The organism is Brevibacillus reuszeri (assembly GCF_001187725.1).
GTDB lineage: Bacteria > Bacillota > Bacilli > Brevibacillales > Brevibacillaceae > Brevibacillus > Brevibacillus reuszeri.
Genome location: NZ_LGIQ01000009.1, coordinates 1,638,761 through 1,661,479 on the forward strand (window position 1 = coordinate 1,638,761; position 22,719 = coordinate 1,661,479).

Here is a 22,719-nt window from a genome sequence, read left to right on the forward strand (position 1 = left end):
TTCCCTTTATATGGCACCCTTCGTCGGGTGTGACAAAAACGAGACGGGACAGCTATCTAAGGCATACGGGTTTTGCTATACTTGTTATTGATAATGATAACCGTTATCAAAAACGAGAGAGGGTGAATCGATTCGATGAAAAAAGAGGCGAATGGATCGGTAAAGAGAGAAACCCACCGTGAAAAGGGAGAGAGCATATGAACCGATACCAATCGATTGAGCTTGCTGGATGGCATCTGATCGTCTATGTACCGCCTTCCTATCATGAATCGGATGTTACGTACCCTGTCGCTTATGTACAGGACGGGGGAGAGCAGTTTGACCATAATAGTAACCAGATCGAGATGCTGTTTCGCGAAGGTCAAATCCCGGAGCTGATTCTCGTCGGGATTGAGCCCCATAACCGAAACGATGAGTATACGCCATGGCCTGCTGCACCACTGCTCACAAGCTATCCACCCTTTGGCGGGAGGGGACGGATTTACGTCGATTGTGTAGCGGATGTCATTAAGCCTCATATCGACGCTACTTACCGTACCAAAACGGACCGGGCGAATACGGCTATTCTCGGAGGATCATTTGGCGGCTTGGTGTCCATGTTTGCCAGCTATTGGCGTCCAGACACGTTTGGAAAAATCGGTATGCTTTCCGCTTCCTTTTGGTATGAAGGAGTCCTGGACTTCTTACGCGAGCAGTCTGCTCCCTCTAAAGAGCAGTGGCTGTACATGTCCGTTGGAAGCTGTGAGGGTATTTATAAGCGCAATGCCCAGAGACAGATGGTTCGCAATACCGTAGAGGTGCGTGATTTATGGCTGCAAAAAGGGTTTCCGGCAGGGCAGCTATGCTTTGAGCTTGTGGATGGCGGCACACATGATGCGGTATTTATGGCAGAGCGCTTACCCAATGCGTTGAAATGGCTGTTCGAAGGGAAGAAGCTGCTTGCAAAAGGCGAGGAGCAGCCAAATCGGCCTTTCATTCCGGGCACACACTATTTTGATCTGCGTTCCACACGTTCAGGACGAGATTATCGACTCTTCGTTTACGTGCCAACGACGGAGGCTCCATCAGCAGGATACCCTATTATTTATTCATTAGATGGCAATGCTTCCTTTCATTCCATTGCTGAAGCGATGCGGCTGCAGTCTCGCCACCCACTCGGGATTGAGCCGGCAGTCATCGTCGGCATCGGGTATGACTCTGATGAACCGATCGTGAGTGATCGACGATTCTACGATTATACCGAGCTGGCAGACCCTGCTGTTATGCGGAAGCGACCAGATGGCTCCCCATGGCCTGAAACTGGCGGTGCCGATGAGTTTCTTACCTTTATTGAAGAAGAATTGAAACCCGAAATCGAGCGTAGATACACGATTGATCGGAGCAGACAGGCATTGTTTGGGCATTCACTCGGCGGGTGGTTTGCGTTGCATGTGCTTTTTACAAGGCCCGGAGCCTTTCACAGCTATATTGCTGGAAGCCCTTCTGTCTGGTGGAATGACAAAAGCTTGCTAGCGCGTATGCCTGAGCTGGGAGAACGTATGCAACGAGGCGAGATTGATGCAGAGCTCATGATTGCCGTTGGTTCTGAGGAAAAGCAGCTCATGGTCGAAAATGCCGAACAAGTCTACACGTTGTTGAAGTCTTACGATGGACACGGAATGCGGCTCGCCTTTGAACTGTTCGAAGGAGAAGGGCATGTCTCCGTGGTGCATCCGTTGATCAGTCGTTTTCTCCGGTTTATGCTGCAGCGCAAACAATCATAGAAATGATGAACGTAAAACGGACCACTCCTCTGTAGACTGAAGATGTCTACGAGGGAGGTCCGTTTTTTGCTAGAGATAGAGGCAAGCAGGGATGGTGCAAGCTGTTAAAATTGTAAAAGTAATCTTGTATGTTAAAATAAGCTATATCGGATGGAGGTATAAAAAATCATGTCGAAATTGCCAAACTGTCCAGCATGTCAGTCGGAATATACGTACGAGCAAGAGAACATGCTGGTTTGTCCAGAGTGTGGTCATGAGTGGAATCTACAAGCAGATCAGGAGCATAGCGGTGACGAAAAGATCGTAAAAGATGCCAATGGTAACATCCTGAGCGATGGTGACACCGTATCCGTAATCAAGGATTTGAAAGTGAAAGGGTCCTCATCAGTCATTAAAATCGGAACGAGGGTCAAAAATATCCGTTTGGTTGATGGAGATCACGACATAGACTGCAAGATCGATGGATTTGGTGCGATGAAATTAAAATCAGAGTTTGTGAAAAAGATATAATGTGATTCAAATGGAAAAAAAGCCACTCCTCTATCTGGAGTGGCTTTTCTCAACTATTATCTTGCTCTCAGTTTTCGCTGTTCTTTAATATTGTCTAGGATGCTGCGCTCGATTTGGTCATTTAGCTCATCCATTCGTTTGTTTAAGAAAAACGCATCAATCCAGGACCAGATTACGGAACCTGCTAACAGAATGAAAAAAATACTCAAAAGCAGTCTGGTAAAGGAGTCCCCAAGATTAATGTTTGGAATAATAAATAGCAAAATAATCGGAAAGACGCTAGTCAACAGCATAGCCGAAGCATAACCATAGTTCTCTGTATAAAAGCGATGAGCTCCAAAGAAGCTCAAACCAGCCCACAATCCCCAAGCCGCCTCTTTGTTTTTTCTCTTTTTAATCATTTCTGATTCGAGAATCGCCAATTCTTCCAGAGTAAGATCCATCTTTAGATTCGAATTCATCGCAGACACCACACTTGATTACAGAGCTGCTGCAGAGTTCTTTTTCGCATTTTTTAACAGGCGAATTTCAGCAATGATATCATTCTCGATTTTTTCGTTTGTCTCTTTCACCATGCTGTTAATCAAAAACAGGTCAATGAACGACCAGATACCCAAACCGCCAAGCGTAAGCAGCATCGCTACAGCTGTGCCTGTCCGGCCCAGATAAAAGCGGTGACCACCAACTCCGCCCGTGAAGAACCATAGGAGCCAGGTGATACCTGTTGATTTGTGCTTTTTCATCATTTCTGAATTAAGCATCTGTAATTCTTCTGATGTAAGGCCTTGCTTTTGAATGAGTGACGACATGAAGAAACCTCCAACCTTTTAATAAAGTATTATAAAGTTCATACGCTCTGTATTTTACCATTTAATTGGATAGGGTTGTGAAAATTTTACAAGATTTATCAAAAGGTTGGGGTTTGCTCTAATGATTGGGGGAAATGTAAGGAGCTACTGAAACAGATGCTTCTGGAGAACATCGAGTGCGCACTTCATTTCCTCGACATCTTCGGGGGAGGCATGTTCGATCAGATTGAAAAACCGGGCTTTAATTCCGGCAAAAGCTTCATCCATCACATGCTGCCCTTCCTTGGAAAGACGGATGTAGTGCTTTCGCCGATCTACGTGATCCTCGACCTTTTCGATAAGCTGATTTTCTGCCAGTTTTCTCAGCTCACGGCTCGTATTGGGCATGGAAATATGCAGACAGTCACTGAGCTGGCTGGGAGTAACAGGCTGACTGACCGCCAGATGCTCAAGGATGCTGTACTGCACAGGAGTGATCGAGTCTGGCCTGGCTTCTCTGGTTAACTCGTGCGTAACACGATGCAGGGAAGCTGTGAATGCGACAAATTTAAAAAATACATCGTTTTGGTTCACATTGAACACCTCTTACTGCCAAGATAACAAACAAATTATCAAATAACAATTATCATTTGATAATTAAAGAGCAAGGTGGTATGATTTAGTTATCAAATGATAAATAAAGAGGTGTGCATCGTGAAGCTGCTGGTTATTTACACCCATCCGAATCACAAGAGTCTCAGCTATTCCTTTTTGGAAAAGGTGATCAAGGGGAGTAAGGAAAATCCTGCTATCGAGGAATTACAGGTACTAGATTTGTACGAAGAAGGCTTTAATCCTCTGCTCGTATTTAATGAAGAAAAACGAAGAAGAGATATGCACCGTGATCCCGCGCTGGAGAAGTATCGGAACCAAATCACGTGGGCGGATAAGCTTGTGTTTGTGTACCCGATATGGTGGGGCAGACCACCCGCGATGCTTATGGGGTATATCGACCAAATGTTTGCAGCCAATTTTGCCTACAGGGACAAAGGCGGACTGCTGCCAGAAGGTCTTTTGAAAGGGAAATCGGTCGTGTGCATTTCTTCCATGATGGGGCCGACACATTATCCTTTGTTTTTCCTGAATAACGCGCACAAAATACTGATGAAAAGAGCCGTATTTCAATACGTGGGGATGAAAAAAGTGAAGTTTTTCGAGTTTGGAAATATGGAGAATCCAAACGGAAAGCACGCGGAAAAGCTAGAGAAAATCTATCGTTATTTCCAAAGGATCGCCAGTTAAATCAGGGAGTAAAGCCAGACGACGAGTATGTTGATCTGGCTTTTTTACGTTCAGTGACGTGAATCATAGAATTTTTTGAAGACCATCATAAAGCCGTTCTATTTTACTGTCTATAAGAAATCGTAGTAGTTTGAACATAGCGCAAAGAAAAACGAGCTGAAGTGATGAGGTCCATACTGCATGGCCAAAAGAGAGCCGTTCACCAGTGAGTTTGAAAACGTTGTCACGATTTAGATAGCGGTGATGAAATGGATGGAGGTACATTGTGATTCAGACAAAAGAGAGTATTTACAGCACTGTCGAGGATTTGCGGGACCTGATTATTCAGGTGAATGATTACATTCATGATAATCCTGAGCTTGGGCATCAAGAGTTTAAGGCAGTCGAGCTGCTAACCAGCACACTAGCGGATCATGGGTTTCAGGTTGAAAAAGAAGTAGCGGGTCTGCCGACAGCTTTTACGGCTACCTATCAAAACAAACAAGGCGGTCCTGTGATTGGCCTCTTATGTGAATACGATGCCTTGGAAGGACTGGGACATGGCTGCGGCCATAATCTGCAAGCTTCATCTATTACGGGTGCGGCAATCGCTCTGCGCAACAATCTGGGTGAGTTGCCTGCAAGGATTATCGTATACGGGACCCCAGCGGAAGAAACGACGAGCGGGAAGGTTCCGATGGCAGAAGCAGGGTTGTTTGACTGCCTGGATGTCGCCTTGATGATGCACGGCGGAGACCGCACGACAGTAGATGGAAAGTCGCTGGCGATCAACTCGGTGGAGTTTGTTTTTGAAGGAAAGGCTTCCCATGCGGCGGTGGCCCCAGAGCAAGGAATAAGTGCTTTGGATGCCGTTCTTCTGACTTTTAATGGGATTGAATACTTGCGGGAGCATGTTCGGTCTGACGTAAAAATACATGGTATAATTACCGATGGCGGAACGGCCCCCAACATTGTTCCAGAGCGTGCTGAAGCGAAATTTCTCATCAGAGCTGCTGATCGCGCCTATCTGGATACCGTTGTAGAGCGGGTGTATAACGTTGCCCGGGGAGCAGCACTGGCAGTTGGAGCGAAGCTGACGATTCACGAAGGAAAGGCATTGGACAACAAACTGAATGTACAGCGCCTGAATGATTTGCTGCTGGAGAATGCCCGTTTGGCGGGGGCCAGAGAAATTACACCGCCGCGTCAAAGTACTGGCTCCACTGATTTTAGTACCGTTACCCATCGTGTGCCTGGGGCATGCTTGCGCGTTTCTTTTGTCCCATTCGGCGTCTCCAATCATACACGTGACTGGGTTGAGGCAGGAAAAAGCGAAGACGGTCATGCAGCGATTATTGCAGCAGCAAAAGCGATTGCCGCAACCAGCTATGATCTGATTACTAAGCCGGATGTTCTCAAGGAAATTCAAAAAGAGTTTTTGGTGGCAAAAGGCAGCAGGCTGCCTTAGAGAAATCAAACAGGGGGAGATTTGTTTGAAAAAACTGATTTCATTCATGCTTGCTTCACTCATGGTCGTTCTTTCTGCTTGTGGAAACAATGCATCTGGAGGAGAGGGAGGCGCTGCGGAAGGACCCAAGGATCTAGTGGTAGCTCTCGGGTCAGAACCAATCAGCTTGGACCCGCAGGATGCATCTGATGGTATTTCGCTACATGCGACTGAGCTGATTTTCGACAAGCTCGTTACCTTTGACAAGGATATGAAAATCGTTCCTGAGCTTGCAAAGGAATGGAGCTCATCAGAAGACGGCAAAGCATGGACGTTTACGCTGGTCGAGGGCGCCAAATTCCAGGACGGTACGCCAGTAAATGCAGAGGCGGTCAAAGCAAGCTTCGATCGAATTTTAGATAAGAACAATAAACTGAAAAGACGCTCTCTTTTCGCGGACTTCATCGACAACGTGTCCATGGATAGTGAGTATAAGGTGACGTTTCACCTGAAGTTTCCGTATGCTCCGATTCTCGCGACACTGGCTCACCCGAATGGCGGTATTCACAGTCCGAAGAATGCAGCAGAAAAAGGAAAGGGAGTCAGCAAAGCTCCTGTCGGCTCAGGTCCATACAAGTTCAAAGAGTGGATTTCCGGTGAAAAGCTGGTGCTGGAAGCCAACCCGGATTATTGGGGCGAAAAGCCAAAATTGAAATCGATTACAATCAAGCCGGTCGTGGAAAATGCTGCACGTACGCTCATGCTGGAAACAGGTGAGGCAGATGTTATTCTTCCAGTGCCTGCAACCGATATTGAGCGGTTGAAAAATAGTGATCAAGTAGCTGTTAACATGTACCCGAGCAATCGCAATCTTTACATGGGGATGAATACGCAAAAGGCTCCGTTTGACAATGTGAAAGTACGCCAAGCGCTGAACTACGCGGTGGACAAGGAAACCATCGTCAAAAAAATCATGATGGGAAATGCCAAACCGACGCAAGCTGCCATTTCCGAACTCACCTGGGGCTTCTCACCAGTAGGAACGTATGAGTACAATCCGGAAAAAGCGAAGCAGCTACTCGCCGAAGCAGGAGTCAAGCCTGGTACAACGATCAAGCTATGGACACCAGAAGGTCGTTATTTGATGGATCGCCAGCTGTCCGAGTTTGTTCAGGCGAATTTGCAAGCGGTTGGATTTCAAGTTGAGTTCCGTAAATGGGAATGGGGCGCGTACCAGGATGCGATCGACGATCCAAAATCAGGCTATGACCTCTTCTTGTTGAGCTGGGCTGTTCCGACGAACGATGCTGACTGGGGATTGCGGCCGAACTTCTCTTCGGATGGAACCAATAACAGAACGTTGTTCGCCAATGCTGAGCTGGATAGCTTAGTGGACAAAGGCATGAAAACCACGAATGAAGAAGAACGCAAAAAAATCTATGCTGAGGCTCTGAAAATCATTAAAGAAGAGGCACCGTGGATTTTCCTGGTGGAAATGAACCAATTCATCGGGGTTCGCAAAAATGTAGAGGGCGTCTATGGCTCCAATACAGAACGACTGATTTTGCGTGAGGCTGTAAAAAAATAACGAATGGATGAGGCGGGGGATGGATAACCATCCTCTTCCTCTTAGATGAGGAGGCATCCAGTTGTTCAGTTATGTAGTAAAGCGGTTGCTGCAAATGATACCGACTCTGATTGGAGTCTCTATTCTCACATTTTTGATGATTCACGCAGTTCCTGGCGACCCTGCCCGTATGATCGCGGGACCAGAAGCGTCTGCCGAAGAAGTGGCTGTGGTAAGAGAAAGCCTGGGACTGGACCAGCCCTTGTACGTACAGTACGGGAAATATGTGTCCCATCTGCTTCAGGGAGACTTGGGTACATCACTGCGTTCTGAGCGCCCTGTTCTCGATGAGATATTGGGACGCTTTCCTTCGACCATCACTTTGACCGTTATGGCGATTGTAGTCATGGTCGTGATTGGTCTTTTTGCCGGTATCTTTTCCGCTACAAGACCAAACAGTCTGATTGATAATGCGACCATGATGATCTCGCTTTTCGGTATTTCCTTGCCAGTATTTTGGCTCGGTCTCATGCTTATTTTGCTCTTTGCCTACTATTTGAATCTGCTCCCATCAGGGGGAAATGACGGCTTCCGCCATTTTATTCTGCCTGCCATAGCTTTGGGGTTGTCTTCTTCTGCGATCCTCGCCCGGCTGACGCGATCCAGCATGCTGGAAGTCATCAATCAGGATTTTGTACGAACAGCGAGGGCAAAGGGTGTAAGAGAAAAGCTCGTAATTTACAAGCACACCCTCAAAAATGCCATGATCCCGATCATTACGATTATTGGACTGGAATTTGGGACGCTACTGGGTGGAGCCGTTTTGACCGAAACGGTGTTTTCCATTAACGGATTGGGGCGCTTCATTATTCAATCAATCCAATTTCGGGACTATCCCTCCATCCAAGGAAGCATTTTGTTCGTCGCGGCCATTTTTGTCATCATCAATCTGATTGTGGATCTCTGTTATGGCTTGGTCGATCCGCGCGTGAAATACGATTAGAGGGGAGCACATCATGAGTCAGATAGATTTGGCACTGCAGCAGGATGAGAGCAAGGCGGAACAGACCTATGCCAGCCGGTCACAGTGGAAGCTGATGCTAGGTCGGTTCAAGAAAAACAAGCGTGCGTTGTTCGGATTTTGGATGGTGATTCTCTGTTTGGTCGTCGCGGTGCTGGCAAAATGGATTGCTCCGTATGATCCCATCGAGCAAAACATGGAGATCATGCTGGAGGGGCCGAGCTGGAGTCATCCTTTTGGTACGGACGAATTTGGGCGGGATATTTTTTCGCGAATTATACATGGAACACAAATATCGTTGATGACCGGATTTGTCGGGGTACTGATCGCGGTCGTAATCGGGGTTGCCCTCGGTACAATCTCCGGTTATTTCGGCGGACTTGCTGATTCGATGATTATGAGAATTATGGATATTTTTATGGCGTTTCCCAGCTTCTTGCTGGCGCTGGCGATTGTCAGCGTGCTCGGACCCGGCATGGTCAACGTCATGATTGCAATTGGTATTTTTTCAGTGCCGACCTTTGCCCGGCTGTCCCGAAGCTCGGTCATAGCTATCAAGGACAAGGAGTATATCGAAGCCGTAAAAGCAATGGGCGGCAGTCACTTTCACATCATTATCAAGCACGTGATTCCAAACAGTATCGCGCCGATAATCGTTTTGTCTACGATGCGTATCGCCACTGCTATCATCACGGCTGCAGGCTTGAGCTTTCTCGGAATGGGCGCACAGCCACCGACGCCAGAATGGGGCGCCATGCTCAGTACAGGAAGAGAATATTTGAGGGTCGCTCCCCATGTAAGCACCATGCCAGGACTGGCGATTATGTTCCTGGTTTTGGGATTCAACATGCTGGGGGACGGATTACGCGATGCGCTCGACCCCAAGATGAAGCTGTAAATATGTTTGCATCTGTACAGGGGGAGGGACAGCATTGAAACCGACATTACTTGAGATCAAAGGATTGAAAACGTATTTCCAAACGGATGAGGGTGTAGTGCCAGCCGTGGACGGGGTAGATATCACTGTCTATGAGGGGGAGACGGTCGGCATTGTAGGTGAATCGGGCTGTGGCAAAAGTGTTACCTCATTGACGACGATGAGACTGACTCCCGGAAAAGTCGTCGACGGCTCGATTACGTTTCAGGGACGAGATCTTCTCGCTCTCTCCGATGAAGAAATTCGCAAAGTACGTGGCAACGAGATGGCGATGATCTTTCAGGAGCCGATGACCTCGCTGAATCCGGTTTTCACGATCGGGCAGCAGATCGGTGAAGCCGTACAAATCCATATGCAATACAACAAGCAGCAAGCCAAACAAAGAACGATTGAGATGCTGAAGCTGGTCGGCATTCCGCGCGCTGAGCAGATTGTGGACGAGTATCCGCATCAGTTGTCTGGCGGAATGAGACAGCGTGTGATGATCGCCATGGCGATGTCTTGCAATCCAAAGCTGTTGATTGCAGATGAGCCTACCACTGCACTGGATGTCACGATCCAGGCACAGATTCTGGATTTGATGAGAGAATTAAAGGAACAACACAACACGGCGATTATGATGATCACGCATGATTTAGGGGTGGTAGCGGAGATGTGTGATCGAGTCGTTGTCATGTATGCGGGGAAAGTAGTGGAGGAAGCCGATGTGGTTACCCTTTTTACCAATCCGAAGCATCCCTATACACAAGGCTTGATGAAATCAATTCCTCGCCTGGATGGAGCTGAGAAGCGTCTTTACTCCATCAAAGGAAGTGTGCCGATACCGGGAACCTTGCGCAAAGGCTGTACGTTTGCTCCGCGCTGTGAATACGCTACAGACATTTGCAGGGAAGGCGTTCCAGAGCTGATAAAAGTCGAAGAAGGACATTCCTGCAGGTGCTGGCTCTACGGGGCAAAGGAGGATCAGTGATGGCGAAATCACCTCTTATCGAAATCAGGAATTTGAAAAAATACTATCCGATCAGAAAAGGGCTCTTAAAGCGAGTCGTGAACCATGTAAAAGCAGTAGATGGACTGGATTTTACCATCTATAAAGGGGAGACACTCGGGCTTGTTGGCGAGAGCGGATGCGGGAAGTCGACAACAGGAAGGACCATTTTGCAGCTGCTGCAGCCTACAGAGGGAGAGGTCATTTACGAGGGGAAAAACTTGGTGGGCATGCGTCATAGCCAGCTGCGCAAATTACGCAAAAGCATGCAAATGGTGTTTCAGGACCCGTATGCCTCTCTGGACCCGAGACTGACTGTTGGTCAAATTATCGCGGAGCCGATCGAGATTCACGGACTGTACTCCGGCAAGGAAAAAGACAAGCGAGTCCATGAGCTGCTGCATGTCGTGGGGCTCAATAGTTATCACGCCAAGCGGCATCCTCACGAATTTAGCGGCGGTCAGAGGCAGCGGATCGGGATTGCCCGTGCACTTGCTCTGGAACCAAAGCTGATTGTAGCAGACGAACCTGTCTCTGCTCTCGATGTGTCTATTCAGTCGCAGGTCATCAATCTGCTGCAAGATTTACAGGGGCAATTTGGACTTACCTACCTGTTTATCGCTCACGATTTAAGTGTCGTGAAGCATATCAGTGACCGTGTTGGCGTCATGTATTTGGGCCGGATGGTGGAGCTGGCTGATAAAAACGAGATATATGAATCTCCCTTGCATCCGTATACGAGAGCACTTCTATCCGCAGTTCCTGTGCCAGACCCGTTAGCAAAAAGAGAGCGTATCGTCCTTCAGGGAGATGTGCCGAGCCCGGCTAATCCGCCTCAGGGCTGCACCTTCCATCCTCGCTGCGCCGAGTGTATGGACATTTGCCGTACAAAAAGGCCGGAATGGAAGAATATAAACGGGCACTATGTAGCGTGCCATCTCTATTAGCTTTTGCTTCCAAAAAAAAGACCGAGTGGGCCTGATCAATAGGCTACTCGGTCTTTTGACAGTGCTGAGTGTTTATATACGTAACGAAGCGCTCGACTGTAGAGAGCGCCAGCGATGATTGACGATAAAGCATCCATGTTTTTCGGAGCAGTGCTTCGCCGTTTTGATAGTGCAAATCGATGGCGTAAAAATCATCACGATCGGTTATGGACCCACGAGGTACGATCGAGTAGCCCAGTCCGTTGGTGACCATTTCTTTGCAGGTTTCGACTTTATCTACATTCATAATGATCAGAGGCGGGTCACTAAAACGGTCCAGCCACCAATTATCAATTGTCTTGGTGATTAACGGATTGGTCGGATTCAAACGACTTTTGGCCGGTAAATAATTGATCCGCGGAAGCCGTGGCAGCTCGTCTATCCTGATTTCTTGTTTGGAGATGATGCACAAAGGCTCCTCCGTGATGAGAGATTTCTCCTCCAGCCATTTGTAATCGCCAGTGACAATCCCCACATGAACATCTTCATTTTGCAGTAATTTCACTACTTCGGAGCTCCAGCCCGTATTTACATTGATTTCAACCTTTGGATACAAAACGAGAAACTGCTTGATCAGAGAAGGCAGCTTATATAAGGCAAAATTGCTCGAACAACCGATCCGCAGTGAACCCTGCACATCATTGCTCATGCTCAGGACATGATCCTTTGCTTTTCTTTTTTCCAGAAGCATCTTCTTTGCGTATTTCACCAAGTATTCGCCTTCTGGAGTGAAGCTGATTTTCTTGTTGGTGCGATAAATCACTTTGACTCCGAATTCGATTTCAATTTGCTGAATCCGATAGGTTAATGCTGGTTGGGAAATGAACAGCTTTTCAGCTGCTCGCGTCAGGTTCTTTTCATCGTAGATTGCTTCTAGTAAGGACCAGTCTTGGTCATTCACAGGTTGTCCGCCCCCTTTTCCCGTTAGGGCTATTCTACATGAGCGGTAACGAGTTGAAAAGTTTGATCAGTTCATAATTGCCTGACCATTTATTTGGGTCCCATGCTGCAATATTTTCCTTCCATTAAATGTTATGATACAGGCATGGAAGAATCGTAAAAAGGGGAGAGGATCGTGAGTAATCCTATGCTAGAAGAGATCAAAAGAAGCGAGGTTCCGTGGCAGAGACTGACGACCGCCTATGGCAGGGGGAGCGAGCTGCCACTATTGATGGATCAGGGGAATTTCGAGGAGATCGCCAACCTGATTGAGCATCAAAGCACGCTTTGGCAAGTAACGCCGTGGGTATTGCTGTTTATGCTGCGCGACCTAAAGACAAAGCAGCCAGAAGACGTGATGCCGGAAGAAATCAACTGTTATTTGTGTGTTACCGATGCATTGAGTGGCAGAGATGTAGAGGAATGGGAGCCTGTTGCCCAGATGACATCACTGCTGAATGATGAATTTTTATGGCCAGAGGATGAAGAGGAGGACGAGCTGCTTTGGGAGGACGAAGAGCCGCCTGGGTATGCCGAGCACCCTTTTACCAGCTATTATTATTACAGCTATCAGCTGCTGCGAGATGCTGTGCCTGTCTTTGAAAACGTACAAGCACACAATCAAAACATAGCCGAGGTAGTTTCCGAGCTGCTGAAACAAATAAAAGAGATCGGTTGATAATGGGTACTCAAATATTTGAAGGCTTTTTGCGCTTTGCCAACGTTTATCAATATCTTTTCTTATTGATTCTGAGCCATCCGTTTAAAAAGCTGTTGCAGGATGACAAAGCGAGATATTTGAAAATCGGGCAGATTGACGAAGAGGTCAGATTGTTTTACGAAGAGAAAAGCGCAGTGACAGCGTACAAGGATAAATGAGGGATACATCACATAATCTTTTGATATTTCCTCTATATTTTTTCCCTAGAATCGTTCACATAAGATCAGCAGATGAAGGAGAAATGGATTGTGACAAAGCCTTTAATCGGTTGTACAACCTACTACATCAATGCCTTTGAAGAAAACAAGCATCGCTTTATCGTAGCTCAGGATCATTTCACGTCAGCGATTGATGATCCGCTCAGTATTCATCGGGCAGGTGGAATTCCAGTGCCGATTCCGCTCATTGACGAAGATGAATACATCGATTCCTTGTTGGATCGACTGGATGGTCTGATGTTCATCGGTGGAAGCGATGTGAGTCCAAGTCTATATGGACAGCCGTATAAAAAAGGATTGGGGCATATTGATCCTGCCCGTGACAAGTTTGAGCTGAAGCTGCTCGACAAGGCTGTGAAAAGAAACCTGCCGTTATTCGGGATATGCCGTGGCTTGCAGCTGCTAAATGTTTATTTTGGGGGAACATTGGTACAAGATATTGAACGAGGCTATCCTACCGAAATTAATCATGCAGGGTTTTTCGCGCCAAAATCGAATATCGCCCACAAGGTGAAGCTGTCCGAGGAGCACATGCTGTATCCGTGTTTTGGAAAAGAAGAACTGGCTGTTAACAGTTTTCACCACCAGATGATTGATAAGCTGGGAGATGGTTTGGAAGCAGCGGCGATATCAGAGGATGGCATTATCGAAGCGATTGTTCACAAACAGTATCCGTTTTTAGTCGCTGTCCAATGGCATCCGGAAATGATGTTCGAAACGGAGCAGGAGCAGCTCAAACTGTTCCAGCTATTCGTCGACTTCATTAAAAACAGCCAAGAGTGTGTTCAAGTTAGCAGCTAATTTATCAAAGACGCGGGTAGCGAAGGTGCTCCCGCGTTTTTAACCTCCTCGTTATTTCTCCACTGTGCTCCTCACTGACTATAAATTTACATTTATTCCCTTGTTTTGAAATTTATCATCTTATTACTCAATTCAAACTTTTGTATTGGATGTATGACAAATGTTGACTTTTTAGGTCTATCCTACTAAAATGATGGTTGATATTGGGTATGATTCCCAACGAACCCGGATTTTTTTGTCAGATTTGTAGGACTCTTTGCTTATTTGGGATCGTTATTAACTGCGTCATTAATTCCATACGTTTACTTTCCATTCGAAAGGGCAAACCCACTGAAAAGTGGAGACGCAAAGCTATAGGGGCTAAGATGCAGATCATATGCATGATGCCAGCCAGTTGCCGACGACAGACGCGAGATTTTTTTGATCTGTTTAGAACTCCTTTTAGTTGGAAAGGGGTTCTTTTTTTGTTGCAATTTTTCCTGATTTTCACAATTTATTTAACAAAAAGCGAGGTGGTCATTGTGAAATTGACGATCGGAAAAAAATTAATCGGAGCATTTCTGTTCATAGCGATTTTGATGGTGATTACGAGTGGGATTTCCACGTACTACCTTCAAAGGATCGATGAAGCGGAAACGGATTTGATTGAAAGACGAGTCGTCATTCTGTCGAATATTCAAAAGATCCAAGCAGAAGCTGCCAAGGAGAATAGCAGACTACGAGGTTATTTATTGACAGGTGAGCAGGAGTTTTTGAATGATTTGCAGACTTCCTATGGAACGGTCATGACTCTGATCAATGAAACCTTATTAGTCTCCCGGATCCAGGAATTCCAGGATGGTTTACATGAATTACAGGCGATGAATCAGGAATACAAGCAAAAGTACGAGCCACTGATTGCGATGGTGCAGAACAATCAGCCTGCGGAAGAAATAAAGAGCTATTATATGCGGGAAGTTTTGCCCTATGGAAGAAAGCTGGACCCACAGACAGAAAAGCTGACCGCCTATCAGCTTCAATCCATGAATGAAGCCAGTAGCCGCAACACTGAGATAGTTGATACGGCGATTGCGAATGTGATCATGCTCAGTATTGGCGCGATTGTCTTGGCGATTTTGATTGGTTATTTTGGCTCACGGATGATATCGAGACCGATTGTGGCAATATCCCTTGCGGCAGAGCGAATCGCCCAAGGAGATTTAACAGCGGAAGAGCTACGCTTCAAAAATCAAGATGAGATCGGTAGCCTGGCTGCCTCCTTTAACCGTATGGTGGATAATCTGCGGGACTTGGTTCGGCAAATTAGTATCAGCTCTGAGCATGTCACGATGTCCTCTGAAGAATTGACAGCGAGTGCGGGACAGTCGACACAGGCATCGGAGACGATCACGATGACGATTCAGGAAGTGACGACGAATACCGAGATGCAGGCACGCAGCGTGGGCGAAAGTGTGATCGCAATTAACGAAATGTCCTCCGGTGTAGAGCAAATTGCATCAAGTGCGCAGTATACCTCCGCATTATCTGTCCAAACCTCGCAAAAGGCACTGGAAGGAAACAAGGCGATCCAAACAACTGTGAAGCAAATGGATTCGATCCACGAGACGATGAATCATTTGGCGATATCGGTAACAGAAATGGAAGAGCATTCAAAAGAAATCGAACAAATCGTAGAGGCTATCACTGCCATCTCTGCACAAACGAATCTTTTGGCTTTGAACGCAGCGATCGAAGCAGCGCGAGCAGGAGAGCAAGGCAGAGGGTTTGCCGTTGTTGCTGATGAGGTGCGGAAGCTGGCAGAGCAATCAACGCATTCTGCGGAGAAAATTGCGAATCTGGTATCCACCATCAAAAACCATACACATAAGGTAGTAGCGTCGATGGAAATGGGGATGAAAGAGGTCGATAGCGGAATTCAGGTCGTTCATGCTGCCGGACAATTATTTGAGCAAATCAAGAGCGACATTGATGCCGTTTCAGGACAGGTACAGGAAATATCAGAAGCCTCCCAGCAAATAACTGCGAGCACAGAACAAATCGTGCATGCCATCGAAGAAATATCCGAGGGCTCAAAGGTCGTAGCGACAGAATCGCAAAACGTATCAGCTTCTGCCGAGGAGCAGCTGGCTGCTATGGAGGAAATCTCATCTTCTGCTTCGTCATTAACCAAAATGGCCGAAGATTTACAGCATGTAGTGGGTAAATTCAAGGTTTAGTACCGCAAGAAAGCCACGACAGAGGTTTTCTTACAACGTCTAAAAAACAAGGTGCATGATGGTTCCATTATCGAAAAAAAGAACAAGGAAGCTATGTTTCGTGTGTGATCCCCCACTCGTGATTCTCTATTTTGTTTTCTTGATAGGAACCGTGTGGGTTGATGGATATGTGTATCCAGATAAAGATTTACTGGGCTTGTATCTCATAAATATTATTGTGGCCGGGATTGTTTTTTGGAGAACGATTGTCTTGCAAATCGTGATTGTCGGCTTGCTTACCTGGTTTTATTACATGTATGCGCCCTTTCGTTTTCCGCATGCCAATGTCATCGTCTTTCAGGGGCTAACTCATTTTTTGGCGATTCTATCGATTTCCAGTGCGATTAAATATTATAAGCGGGAGAAAGAAAACACGCTCAATTTGACACTCACCCTGGCCAAGTCGTTAGACGCCAGAGATAAGTATACTGCCTTGCATTCTGAAAATGTAGCCAGGTATGCGCAGCACATTGCCATACAGATGGGACTGCCTACCAGAATATGTGGGCAAATTCACTTGGGCGGCCTCCTGCATGATATCGGAAAGATCGGGATTCCAGAGTCCGTTCTGATGAAGCCAACCAGATTAACGGAAGAAGAGTATGATCTCATCAAACAGCATCCCGTAATTGGATATGAGATGGTGAAGCATATTACCTTTTTTAAAAAGAACGGTGTCCTGGATGCGATTTTGTTCCATCATGAACGCTTTGATGGCAAAGGATATCCACATGGGCTCAGGGGGAAGGAAATCCCCCTGATTGCCCGTATTCTGGCAATAGCCGATTCCTTCGATGCGATGACCTCCAATCGCGTATACCGCGATAAATCAAATCTAACTCATGCGATCAACCAAATCAGGAAAAATAAAGGAACACAGTTTGATCCTGAAATTGTCGACATATTTCTCAAAAGTATTGAAGAAGAAGAGGACGTTAAATCCATCCTTTCACGTTAAACCCCCGTTCGTCGTTAAGAGAAGCGGGGGCTATTTGTTTCCTTTATAAAAAGTACTGAATTACCTCGATTTTCATCGCATACTGAGGCACGATCATGGAGGATAGGTGGGGAAAATATGCGATATGAAGAGGTAGTAATAACGCCACTAATGGAACAATCAAACTTCGAGGATACCGATAATGTACTTTATCGGGTCCGCCTGCATGTTACATTGCCCAATAAATCTCACATGTACGGTAATGTTACTTATCTCAAAACTCAGGAAATGGGTGAGGAATTCCATTAAGGGGCACTTCATGACTTTATTTCGTTTTTAGATGAATCAGAACGAATCGAAATACAAAATAAAATTCGTGGTGAGATCGAAAGAGAGAAAGCGGGAAACAGCTTAATCCCCTTAAGGCAGTTTATATGCGACCACTGCCAAAATGTAGCTCAAGTGAACGAATCTGTATTGGAATACTATTTTGAAGTTGATTATGATACGGAATCCAGTGATTTTGTAGAAACTATTACCGGCCTTAGAATCGTGCACGCAACAAAGGAATGCACTGCTTTTGGACGAAATAGATGCTTTCTTATCAAAATAAATTCCCTCCGAACATCAATGAAACAACCAATCTAAATGACTTGGCATCATTTCACTGAAAATCAGAGGGAATGGTAATACAAAAATTTAAATTATTTTGCGTTTAGCTTTTCTACAGTAAATTGTTTTAATGATTTGAGTTCTACTTTTTCTTGCACTTTACCTTCTTCAACCTTATTATCCGTCAATTTCCAATTACCAGTTTCTAAATCTTTACCAAAAATACAAAGATGATTATCCCCATTCTTAGACTTAAACACTACTAGTATTTCATCTTCTTTTCCTGGTTTAATAAAAAATCCTGGTCGAGTGTCACCCACTTTTAAAATTTTGCTCTCAGCAAGTGTATAAGAAACTATCCCACCTAAATTTCCACGGTCTTTCTCGTCAAGAGAATCGATAAACTTGGCCCTCTCATAATAACTATATTCATCAATTTCAAGTCCAAATGTTTTGAAAACATCGTTATAAGAAGCTGTAAGGTAGTCTTTTACTTCACTCTCAGCGTACGCACTCCATTCTTTCTCTTCTAATGTTCGAGGTGCGTCAAACGCAACTTGATCAGCATGAATATCTGATATCATAAAGCATGACGCACCGATTAAAGCCAATGAAAAGATTACAGTAAATTTTTTCTTCATAATATTTCACCCTTTCTATTTTTATTATATCCCTGGATGTTTTTTTGTAACTTCATCACTGTGAGTATCTACATAGCCAGTTAAATTAGGACCGCTTGTAAGAAGAGAATCTGAATGTACATACCAAGTTGCGGGATCGCCTTCTTTCCCACTAGATACATTAAGCGAAAAAGTAGAGGATGTAGTGTCATCGATATCCATATCTTCAATGTCACCATTCTTTTCTAATGTAGCTGTTATGTGAATATATTGACCTTTTCCGGTGCCACTAGCCTTTGCTGTACCTTTACCTAAAACCTTGTAATATGAAACATTATTTTGAAAAGTAAGCGATGCCGTAGAAGTCACCGTGCTATAGCCGGCATAGGCAGCTGAAGATATAGCAAATAGTGCTAGAGAAAATATCAACAAACTAGATGATTTTTTTAACATTTTAAAACCTCCTTGGAAATAACTTCATGATTTCCTGGTTTTGCTTTAGCACTTGCACCAGGGTAAGTGACATCTGGATCGACACTTCTCAACAAATCTTGCTTAAGTACATAAAGTGAAGGTCGTTAGAAGAAAAGGCATGTTTTAAAATTTGTAAATTCCATCAAACACCACCAAAATATACCAACATTTTGCATTATATACCATATTACATATATATACAATATTCCTTTAATTTCGCAATTTTTCATTCCAGAGTAGTATTGCCATAATAATGCCTTGGAAAGGGTGAGGCCCTAGAAAATAAATCTCTAGGGCCTCATTTTTTAAATTCTTTCTTCCTTAATAGTACCATCTTCAAACATATGTCTTACTTTAATATTATTATCGCTCCCCTTATAATAGTAACTAAATGAACTAACCATATCCTCATCATCAAATTTTATGAATAGTTGGGAATCAATAACTCCTTTTTTTAAACCGTCAAGATCAACAACATCTACATTCATATTTTGTAATGTCTTCTCCCTCGGAAATTTATAATCAGTATTCTGGGTAAAATCGAATCTCCAAATAACTGTATTTGTATCTGCATCGTTTAAAAGCTCGTATTTTTTCCCGAACATATCTTGCACTTGAGCAGCTGATTGTCCTATTGCTATTTGATCTAGATCTTTTGAATTTTCATCAGGAATTGGATTTTCGTCTATGGCAAGTTTATCCTTGGATTGTGTTAGTTCCTTATCCCGATCTTGCTGTTCATGAATCTGACTGTGTTCCTTTTGGGTTTGAGTATCACTACAACCTATAACTAAAAAACTAACGGAAAATAGCAGTAAATATAGTAACAACATTGGTTTATAGGATTTAATCATTATCATTAACTCCTTTTAATATTTTTAGGGAAGGGGGCAACATTAGTGTTATTTATCCCAAATTATAGCATAAACGGTTTTTCAATCCAAATTGTTCCTGCTGTTAAAGTAATGAAAACGCGCGTAACTTGAGGGAGAGTATAGGTATGCTAAATGATAGGTAACCGTTCTTCATACCAGTGAAGGGGATGAGCGAGATGAACCATTTTACTTTGGATGATATACACAGCTACAGTAAAGATATAGGCAGTATTCTAAGCCATGTCACGCTTCATGAACGCATAGAGGATGAGCAACGCATCCAGCTTCCCAAAGTGCTAGGGACTGGCACGATCGAGCGGATGCAAATACGAACAGGGATGGAGATCATCATCTCCGATGTCGAGCTGTCACAAAATCTATCGGCACGTATTGAGGAGACTTCCGGAATTTTTGAACTGAATTATTTTTTAAGTGGGGAAGCCGTATGCCACTTTCATGACCGGAAAGTAACGATTGTGGAGCCGATGAGCAATGTTTGCTATTTTCGAGATATGGAAGTGTGTCTCGAAACAAAAGCGAACACACGCTGCCAGCTTGTAGAAATTCGCATGTCACCTGAAAATCTACTTCATTATTTTGATCGGGAAGTGGATAAACAAGCGATTCAACATATATTGCAGATGAAAAAAGGGCTGATCCAGTCTTATCAGCTGTCACCTATGATTAAAAAATGCGTGTATGACATTCTGCATTGTCCCTATAAGGGGGCGTTGAAAAAAATCTATTTCGAAGCGAAGGCTATGGAGTTAATCAACCTCTTTTTTCAAGAAAATGATCTGTTATACACATCCGTTGACCCTTCTTTGCCAGCAGGTGACGTAGAAAAATTGAAGCAGGCGAAAGAAATCGTGCTACGTCACATTGATGAGCCCTATTCGATTAAAACGCTCGCGAAGATGGTTGGATTGAACGAATACAAGCTAAAGAACGGCTTCCGGCAGCTATTTGACACGACGATCTTTGGGTTAATCAGAAGAAGGCGGATGGAAAAGGCTGCTTGGCTCCTGGAAAGGGAAGGGGTCAATGTCAGTGAGGCAGCTGTACTGGTTGGGTACAGCAATGTGAGTAATTTTACCGTGGCTTTTCGGAAGCAGTATGGCTGCAATCCGAGTGAATATTTAAAAAGGGTCAAATCCTTTTCGCAGTGATCTCCGGTCTTCGGGGATCTTTTTTTATGCTAAAGCACGAAATGTCTACTTCTACAGGTAAAAGAATTCCCTTAGCAGGTAGCAGAAAACATGAGTGATAATTATTATCAATGATAACAGGAGCATATATGGCATCCATTTTTATTGGAAAGAGGGTAAGCAGCATGGCAGATCAACGCGCTATGGGCGAAAAAGAGAGCTGGCCTACACATATGTCGCAATTGATACGGGAACGCAGGACGATTCGCAGCTTCGCTGAGCACCCGCTATCACAAGAAATTGTCATTGAGCGGCTCCAAGCGGCGGCGCAATCCGTTTTTAATGAAAAGGGAGAGCTCCCATGCCGCTTCGTATACATCGCCAGTCGAGAGGCGAAGGAAAAAGCAGTTTCGCTCATCATGAATGTTTATGCCGAACACAAGCTGTACAAATGGCTACCAAGCAAGGTCGGGCAGATGATGGCAGAGAGAATTATCAGCATCCCTGCTTTTCTCGTTGTCGTGCAGGAAATGGCGGAGAGCGAGGAAAAGTGTGATCGAGACTATGCGTCGATATGCGCGATGCTCCAGAGCTTCGCCTTGCTCGCATGGGACTGTGGGATTGGACTTGTCTGGAATACAGAACCGTATATGCAAAAGCAGTCATTTGCCACAGACATGGGATTAAGGCAGGGAGAACGTATTGTCACGATCATGTTCATGGGCAACTACGAGCGGGTGCCAAAAACCAAGCAACGTACACCTGTAATCAAGAAAATCTCATTCTTATAAAGGAACAGCAGGAAAGGAGCTTGATGAAGATGATTTCTTTATTCCGAGAGACACGTGCGATCCGAGAATTTACAGATGAGCCTGTACCAAGACCTATCATCATGAGTATCCTCGATGATGCCATATGGGCACCGAATCACCGATTTCGGGAGCCGTGGCGCTTTATTTACGCAGAAGGAGACGGCAAGCAGAAGCTGGTTGCCAGCATTGATTGGAAGCAGCACCCACGACTTGTGAATACGATCATCCAAGCACCGCTTTGCTTGATCGTGACCGCTAAAACGAGTAATGACGAGCACATCGCATCGGAGGATTTTGCTGCGGTATGCTGCCTGATTCAAAATATCCAGATGCTCAGCTGGGCACATGGATTGGGTATGACGTGGAATTTGGGTGACTACAGTGGCTGGACTGAATTTATGAAGCTGGCGGGGATTCAGGAAAATGAACGGATTGCCGGTATTCTCTCCATGGGCTTCTTTGCTCCTAAGCCGGAAAAAGCGGTTCCGATTGAGCTAAGTGACAAAATAGAGGTTTGGTAATTTCCATTATGCTATCGAGGCAAGAAAACGCCGGGGAAAGGAAGATGAAAGGTGAAGCTTATTCCAATGGAGGGACAACCCATTTACAAAGTCCGTTCCTCTTCTTCCTATACAAATGTCCACGTATTGACGAGAAAGCTTGAGGATGTATTGAAAAAACAACAGCGATTCGGACTCTTGCTTGTAAAAGAAGTTTCCTGGGGAGATAAAAACGCGATGCGTGAATCCAGGGATGTGCTCATGAGCTGGCTACGGGAAAATAAAACAGCGATGAGTATGTATTGCTTGGGGCTGGCGGTCGTCACCTCGAATCAAAAGGAACAGCAGCTAGCCTATCGAACGAAAGCATCTCCAAGCACTACCGTATCGTATGGGTGTCCAAAAGCTGTTTTCGATCAGGAGGAAGACGCGCTGGAGTGGCTTCAGGTTCAAATCAACTACTATTGCAACAAGTGGGCATTAACGAACTTCTAATCGTGGATTGCGATCATAAAAAAA

Annotated in this window: 25 protein-coding genes and 1 riboswitch; of the genes, 18 read left to right on the forward strand and 7 right to left on the reverse strand. The window is 45.1% G+C overall.

Translation table 11 applies throughout. The features are described 5' to 3' along the window. The first annotated feature begins 197 nt into the window (after nucleotides 1–197). Both ADS79_RS22195 and ADS79_RS22200 read left to right on the forward strand, forming a co-directional pair. Nucleotides 198–1,763, forward strand: a complete 1,566-nt coding sequence (locus ADS79_RS22195) for an alpha/beta hydrolase (protein ID WP_049740530.1) — start codon at nucleotides 198–200, stop codon at nucleotides 1,761–1,763. 168 nt (nucleotides 1,764–1,931) lie between these two features. After that, nucleotides 1,932–2,273: a zinc ribbon domain-containing protein YjdM gene (locus ADS79_RS22200; protein WP_049740531.1), complete on the forward strand. Its 342-nt coding sequence runs from the start codon at nucleotides 1,932–1,934 to the stop codon at nucleotides 2,271–2,273. Nucleotides 2,274–2,329: 56 nt separating this feature from the next. Here ADS79_RS22200 and ADS79_RS22205 read toward each other — a convergent pair whose 3' ends face one another. From ADS79_RS22205 to ADS79_RS22215, 3 genes are all read right to left on the reverse strand, one after another. Further along, nucleotides 2,330–2,734, reverse strand: coding sequence for a TM2 domain-containing protein (locus tag ADS79_RS22205; RefSeq protein ID WP_049740532.1), 405 nt, complete (start codon nucleotides 2,732–2,734; stop codon nucleotides 2,330–2,332). Nucleotides 2,735–2,752: 18 nt separating this feature from the next. Beyond that, nucleotides 2,753–3,082 carry a TM2 domain-containing protein gene (locus ADS79_RS22210; protein ID WP_049740533.1) on the reverse strand — a complete coding sequence of 110 codons (330 nt, stop codon included), beginning with the start codon at nucleotides 3,080–3,082 and terminating at the stop codon, nucleotides 2,753–2,755. A gap of 144 nt (nucleotides 3,083–3,226) precedes the next feature. Then, nucleotides 3,227–3,655 carry a MarR family winged helix-turn-helix transcriptional regulator gene (locus ADS79_RS22215; RefSeq protein WP_049740534.1) on the reverse strand — a complete coding sequence of 143 codons (429 nt, stop codon included), beginning with the start codon at nucleotides 3,653–3,655 and terminating at the stop codon, nucleotides 3,227–3,229. A gap of 120 nt (nucleotides 3,656–3,775) precedes the next feature. Between ADS79_RS22215 and ADS79_RS22220 the strand changes: the two genes are divergently transcribed. The 7 genes from ADS79_RS22220 (at nucleotide 3,776) to ADS79_RS22250 (ending at nucleotide 11,249) form a co-directional block, all read left to right on the forward strand. After that, nucleotides 3,776–4,363 (forward strand): NAD(P)H-dependent oxidoreductase, encoded by a 588-nt coding sequence (locus ADS79_RS22220; protein WP_049740535.1) that lies wholly within the window; start codon nucleotides 3,776–3,778, stop codon nucleotides 4,361–4,363. Between the two features lie 265 nt (nucleotides 4,364–4,628). Beyond that, nucleotides 4,629–5,810 carry a M20 family metallopeptidase gene (locus tag ADS79_RS22225; protein ID WP_236700055.1) on the forward strand — a complete coding sequence of 394 codons (1,182 nt, stop codon included), beginning with the start codon at nucleotides 4,629–4,631 and terminating at the stop codon, nucleotides 5,808–5,810. A gap of 25 nt (nucleotides 5,811–5,835) precedes the next feature. Next, the gene (locus ADS79_RS22230; RefSeq protein ID WP_049740536.1) at nucleotides 5,836–7,377 is read left to right on the forward strand and encodes a glutathione ABC transporter substrate-binding protein; all 1,542 of its coding nucleotides are present in this window, start codon (nucleotides 5,836–5,838) and stop codon (nucleotides 7,375–7,377) included. Between the two features lie 61 nt (nucleotides 7,378–7,438). Further along, nucleotides 7,439–8,359, forward strand: a complete 921-nt coding sequence (gene nikB / locus ADS79_RS22235) for a nickel ABC transporter permease (protein ID WP_049740537.1) — start codon at nucleotides 7,439–7,441, stop codon at nucleotides 8,357–8,359. Nucleotides 8,360–8,381: 22 nt separating this feature from the next. Next, nucleotides 8,382–9,275, forward strand: coding sequence for a nickel transporter permease (gene nikC, locus ADS79_RS22240; protein WP_049741106.1), 894 nt, complete (start codon nucleotides 8,382–8,384; stop codon nucleotides 9,273–9,275). Between the two features lie 34 nt (nucleotides 9,276–9,309). Then, complete coding sequence (locus tag ADS79_RS22245; RefSeq protein ID WP_049740538.1) at nucleotides 9,310–10,284, forward strand: ABC transporter ATP-binding protein; 975 nt, start codon at nucleotides 9,310–9,312, stop codon at nucleotides 10,282–10,284. Further along, nucleotides 10,284–11,249 (forward strand): ABC transporter ATP-binding protein, encoded by a 966-nt coding sequence (locus ADS79_RS22250; protein ID WP_049740539.1) that lies wholly within the window; start codon nucleotides 10,284–10,286, stop codon nucleotides 11,247–11,249. The genes ADS79_RS22245 and ADS79_RS22250 overlap by 1 nt, the downstream gene beginning before the upstream one ends. Nucleotides 11,250–11,292: 43 nt before the next feature. Here ADS79_RS22250 and ADS79_RS22255 read toward each other — a convergent pair whose 3' ends face one another. Next, entirely contained in the window at nucleotides 11,293–12,189 is an 897-nt protein-coding gene (locus tag ADS79_RS22255) for a LysR family transcriptional regulator (protein ID WP_049740540.1), read from the reverse strand. A 174-nt stretch (nucleotides 12,190–12,363) separates the two neighbouring features. Between ADS79_RS22255 and ADS79_RS22260 the strand changes: the two genes are divergently transcribed. The 5 genes from ADS79_RS22260 to ADS79_RS22280 all read left to right on the forward strand — a co-directional run bounded on the left by ADS79_RS22260 (nucleotide 12,364) and on the right by ADS79_RS22280 (nucleotide 17,180). Next, nucleotides 12,364–12,906 carry a hypothetical protein gene (locus ADS79_RS22260; RefSeq protein WP_236700056.1) on the forward strand — a complete coding sequence of 181 codons (543 nt, stop codon included), beginning with the start codon at nucleotides 12,364–12,366 and terminating at the stop codon, nucleotides 12,904–12,906. A gap of 2 nt (nucleotides 12,907–12,908) precedes the next feature. Beyond that, nucleotides 12,909–13,106 (forward strand): hypothetical protein, encoded by a 198-nt coding sequence (locus tag ADS79_RS22265; protein WP_049740541.1) that lies wholly within the window; start codon nucleotides 12,909–12,911, stop codon nucleotides 13,104–13,106. 90 nt (nucleotides 13,107–13,196) lie between these two features. Continuing rightward, nucleotides 13,197–13,967 carry a gamma-glutamyl-gamma-aminobutyrate hydrolase family protein gene (locus tag ADS79_RS22270; RefSeq protein ID WP_049740542.1) on the forward strand — a complete coding sequence of 257 codons (771 nt, stop codon included), beginning with the start codon at nucleotides 13,197–13,199 and terminating at the stop codon, nucleotides 13,965–13,967. Between the two features lie 310 nt (nucleotides 13,968–14,277). Beyond that, a riboswitch (cyclic di-GMP riboswitch) is annotated at nucleotides 14,278–14,369 on the forward strand. 119 nt (nucleotides 14,370–14,488) lie between these two features. After that, on the forward strand, nucleotides 14,489–16,183 hold the full coding sequence (locus tag ADS79_RS22275) for a methyl-accepting chemotaxis protein (protein ID WP_049741108.1): 1,695 nt from the start codon (nucleotides 14,489–14,491) through the stop codon (nucleotides 16,181–16,183). A 100-nt stretch (nucleotides 16,184–16,283) separates the two neighbouring features. Then, a complete protein-coding gene (locus ADS79_RS22280; RefSeq protein WP_049740543.1) occupies nucleotides 16,284–17,180 on the forward strand; it encodes an HD-GYP domain-containing protein in 897 nt (298 codons plus the stop codon). Nucleotides 17,181–17,863: 683 nt separating this feature from the next. On the opposite strand, the gene ADS79_RS22285 is transcribed toward ADS79_RS22280, so the two are convergent. From ADS79_RS22285 to ADS79_RS22295, 3 genes are all read right to left on the reverse strand, one after another. Further along, nucleotides 17,864–18,412, reverse strand: coding sequence for a hypothetical protein (locus ADS79_RS22285; protein ID WP_049740544.1), 549 nt, complete (start codon nucleotides 18,410–18,412; stop codon nucleotides 17,864–17,866). A 24-nt stretch (nucleotides 18,413–18,436) separates the two neighbouring features. Next, nucleotides 18,437–18,844 carry a hypothetical protein gene (locus ADS79_RS22290; protein ID WP_049740545.1) on the reverse strand — a complete coding sequence of 136 codons (408 nt, stop codon included), beginning with the start codon at nucleotides 18,842–18,844 and terminating at the stop codon, nucleotides 18,437–18,439. A 326-nt stretch (nucleotides 18,845–19,170) separates the two neighbouring features. Continuing rightward, entirely contained in the window at nucleotides 19,171–19,719 is a 549-nt protein-coding gene (locus ADS79_RS22295) for a hypothetical protein (protein ID WP_049740546.1), read from the reverse strand. A 197-nt stretch (nucleotides 19,720–19,916) separates the two neighbouring features. On the opposite strand from ADS79_RS22295, the gene ADS79_RS22300 reads away from it, so the two are divergent. The 4 genes from ADS79_RS22300 to ADS79_RS22315 all read left to right on the forward strand — a co-directional run bounded on the left by ADS79_RS22300 (nucleotide 19,917) and on the right by ADS79_RS22315 (nucleotide 22,695). After that, nucleotides 19,917–20,909 (forward strand): helix-turn-helix transcriptional regulator, encoded by a 993-nt coding sequence (locus ADS79_RS22300; protein ID WP_049740547.1) that lies wholly within the window; start codon nucleotides 19,917–19,919, stop codon nucleotides 20,907–20,909. Nucleotides 20,910–21,073: 164 nt separating this feature from the next. After that, entirely contained in the window at nucleotides 21,074–21,679 is a 606-nt protein-coding gene (locus tag ADS79_RS22305) for a nitroreductase family protein (protein ID WP_049740548.1), read from the forward strand. Between the two features lie 29 nt (nucleotides 21,680–21,708). Further along, nucleotides 21,709–22,221, forward strand: a complete 513-nt coding sequence (locus ADS79_RS22310; protein ID WP_161807313.1) for a nitroreductase family protein — start codon at nucleotides 21,709–21,711, stop codon at nucleotides 22,219–22,221. A gap of 51 nt (nucleotides 22,222–22,272) precedes the next feature. Beyond that, a complete protein-coding gene (locus ADS79_RS22315) occupies nucleotides 22,273–22,695 on the forward strand; it encodes a hypothetical protein (RefSeq protein ID WP_049740550.1) in 423 nt (140 codons plus the stop codon). Nucleotides 22,696–22,719 lie beyond the last annotated feature (24 nt).

Coding starts and splice junctions, on each gene's coding strand:
- ADS79_RS22195 (WP_049740530.1), top strand. CDS start 198: ATGAACCGATACCAATCGATTGAGCTTGCTGGATGGCATCTGATCGTC.
- ADS79_RS22200 (WP_049740531.1), top strand. CDS start 1,932: ATGTCGAAATTGCCAAACTGTCCAGCATGTCAGTCGGAATATACGTAC.
- ADS79_RS22205 (WP_049740532.1), bottom strand. CDS start 2,734: ATGAATTCGAATCTAAAGATGGATCTTACTCTGGAAGAATTGGCGATT.
- ADS79_RS22210 (WP_049740533.1), bottom strand. CDS start 3,082: ATGTCGTCACTCATTCAAAAGCAAGGCCTTACATCAGAAGAATTACAG.
- ADS79_RS22250 (WP_049740539.1), top strand. CDS start 10,284: ATGGCGAAATCACCTCTTATCGAAATCAGGAATTTGAAAAAATACTAT.
- ADS79_RS22265 (WP_049740541.1), top strand. CDS start 12,909: ATGGGTACTCAAATATTTGAAGGCTTTTTGCGCTTTGCCAACGTTTAT.
- ADS79_RS22285 (WP_049740544.1), bottom strand. CDS start 18,412: ATGAAGAAAAAATTTACTGTAATCTTTTCATTGGCTTTAATCGGTGCG.
- ADS79_RS22290 (WP_049740545.1), bottom strand. CDS start 18,844: ATGTTAAAAAAATCATCTAGTTTGTTGATATTTTCTCTAGCACTATTT.
- ADS79_RS22295 (WP_049740546.1), bottom strand. CDS start 19,719: ATGATTAAATCCTATAAACCAATGTTGTTACTATATTTACTGCTATTT.
- ADS79_RS22300 (WP_049740547.1), top strand. CDS start 19,917: ATGAACCATTTTACTTTGGATGATATACACAGCTACAGTAAAGATATA.
- ADS79_RS22305 (WP_049740548.1), top strand. CDS start 21,074: ATGGCAGATCAACGCGCTATGGGCGAAAAAGAGAGCTGGCCTACACAT.
- ADS79_RS22310 (WP_161807313.1), top strand. CDS start 21,709: ATGATTTCTTTATTCCGAGAGACACGTGCGATCCGAGAATTTACAGAT.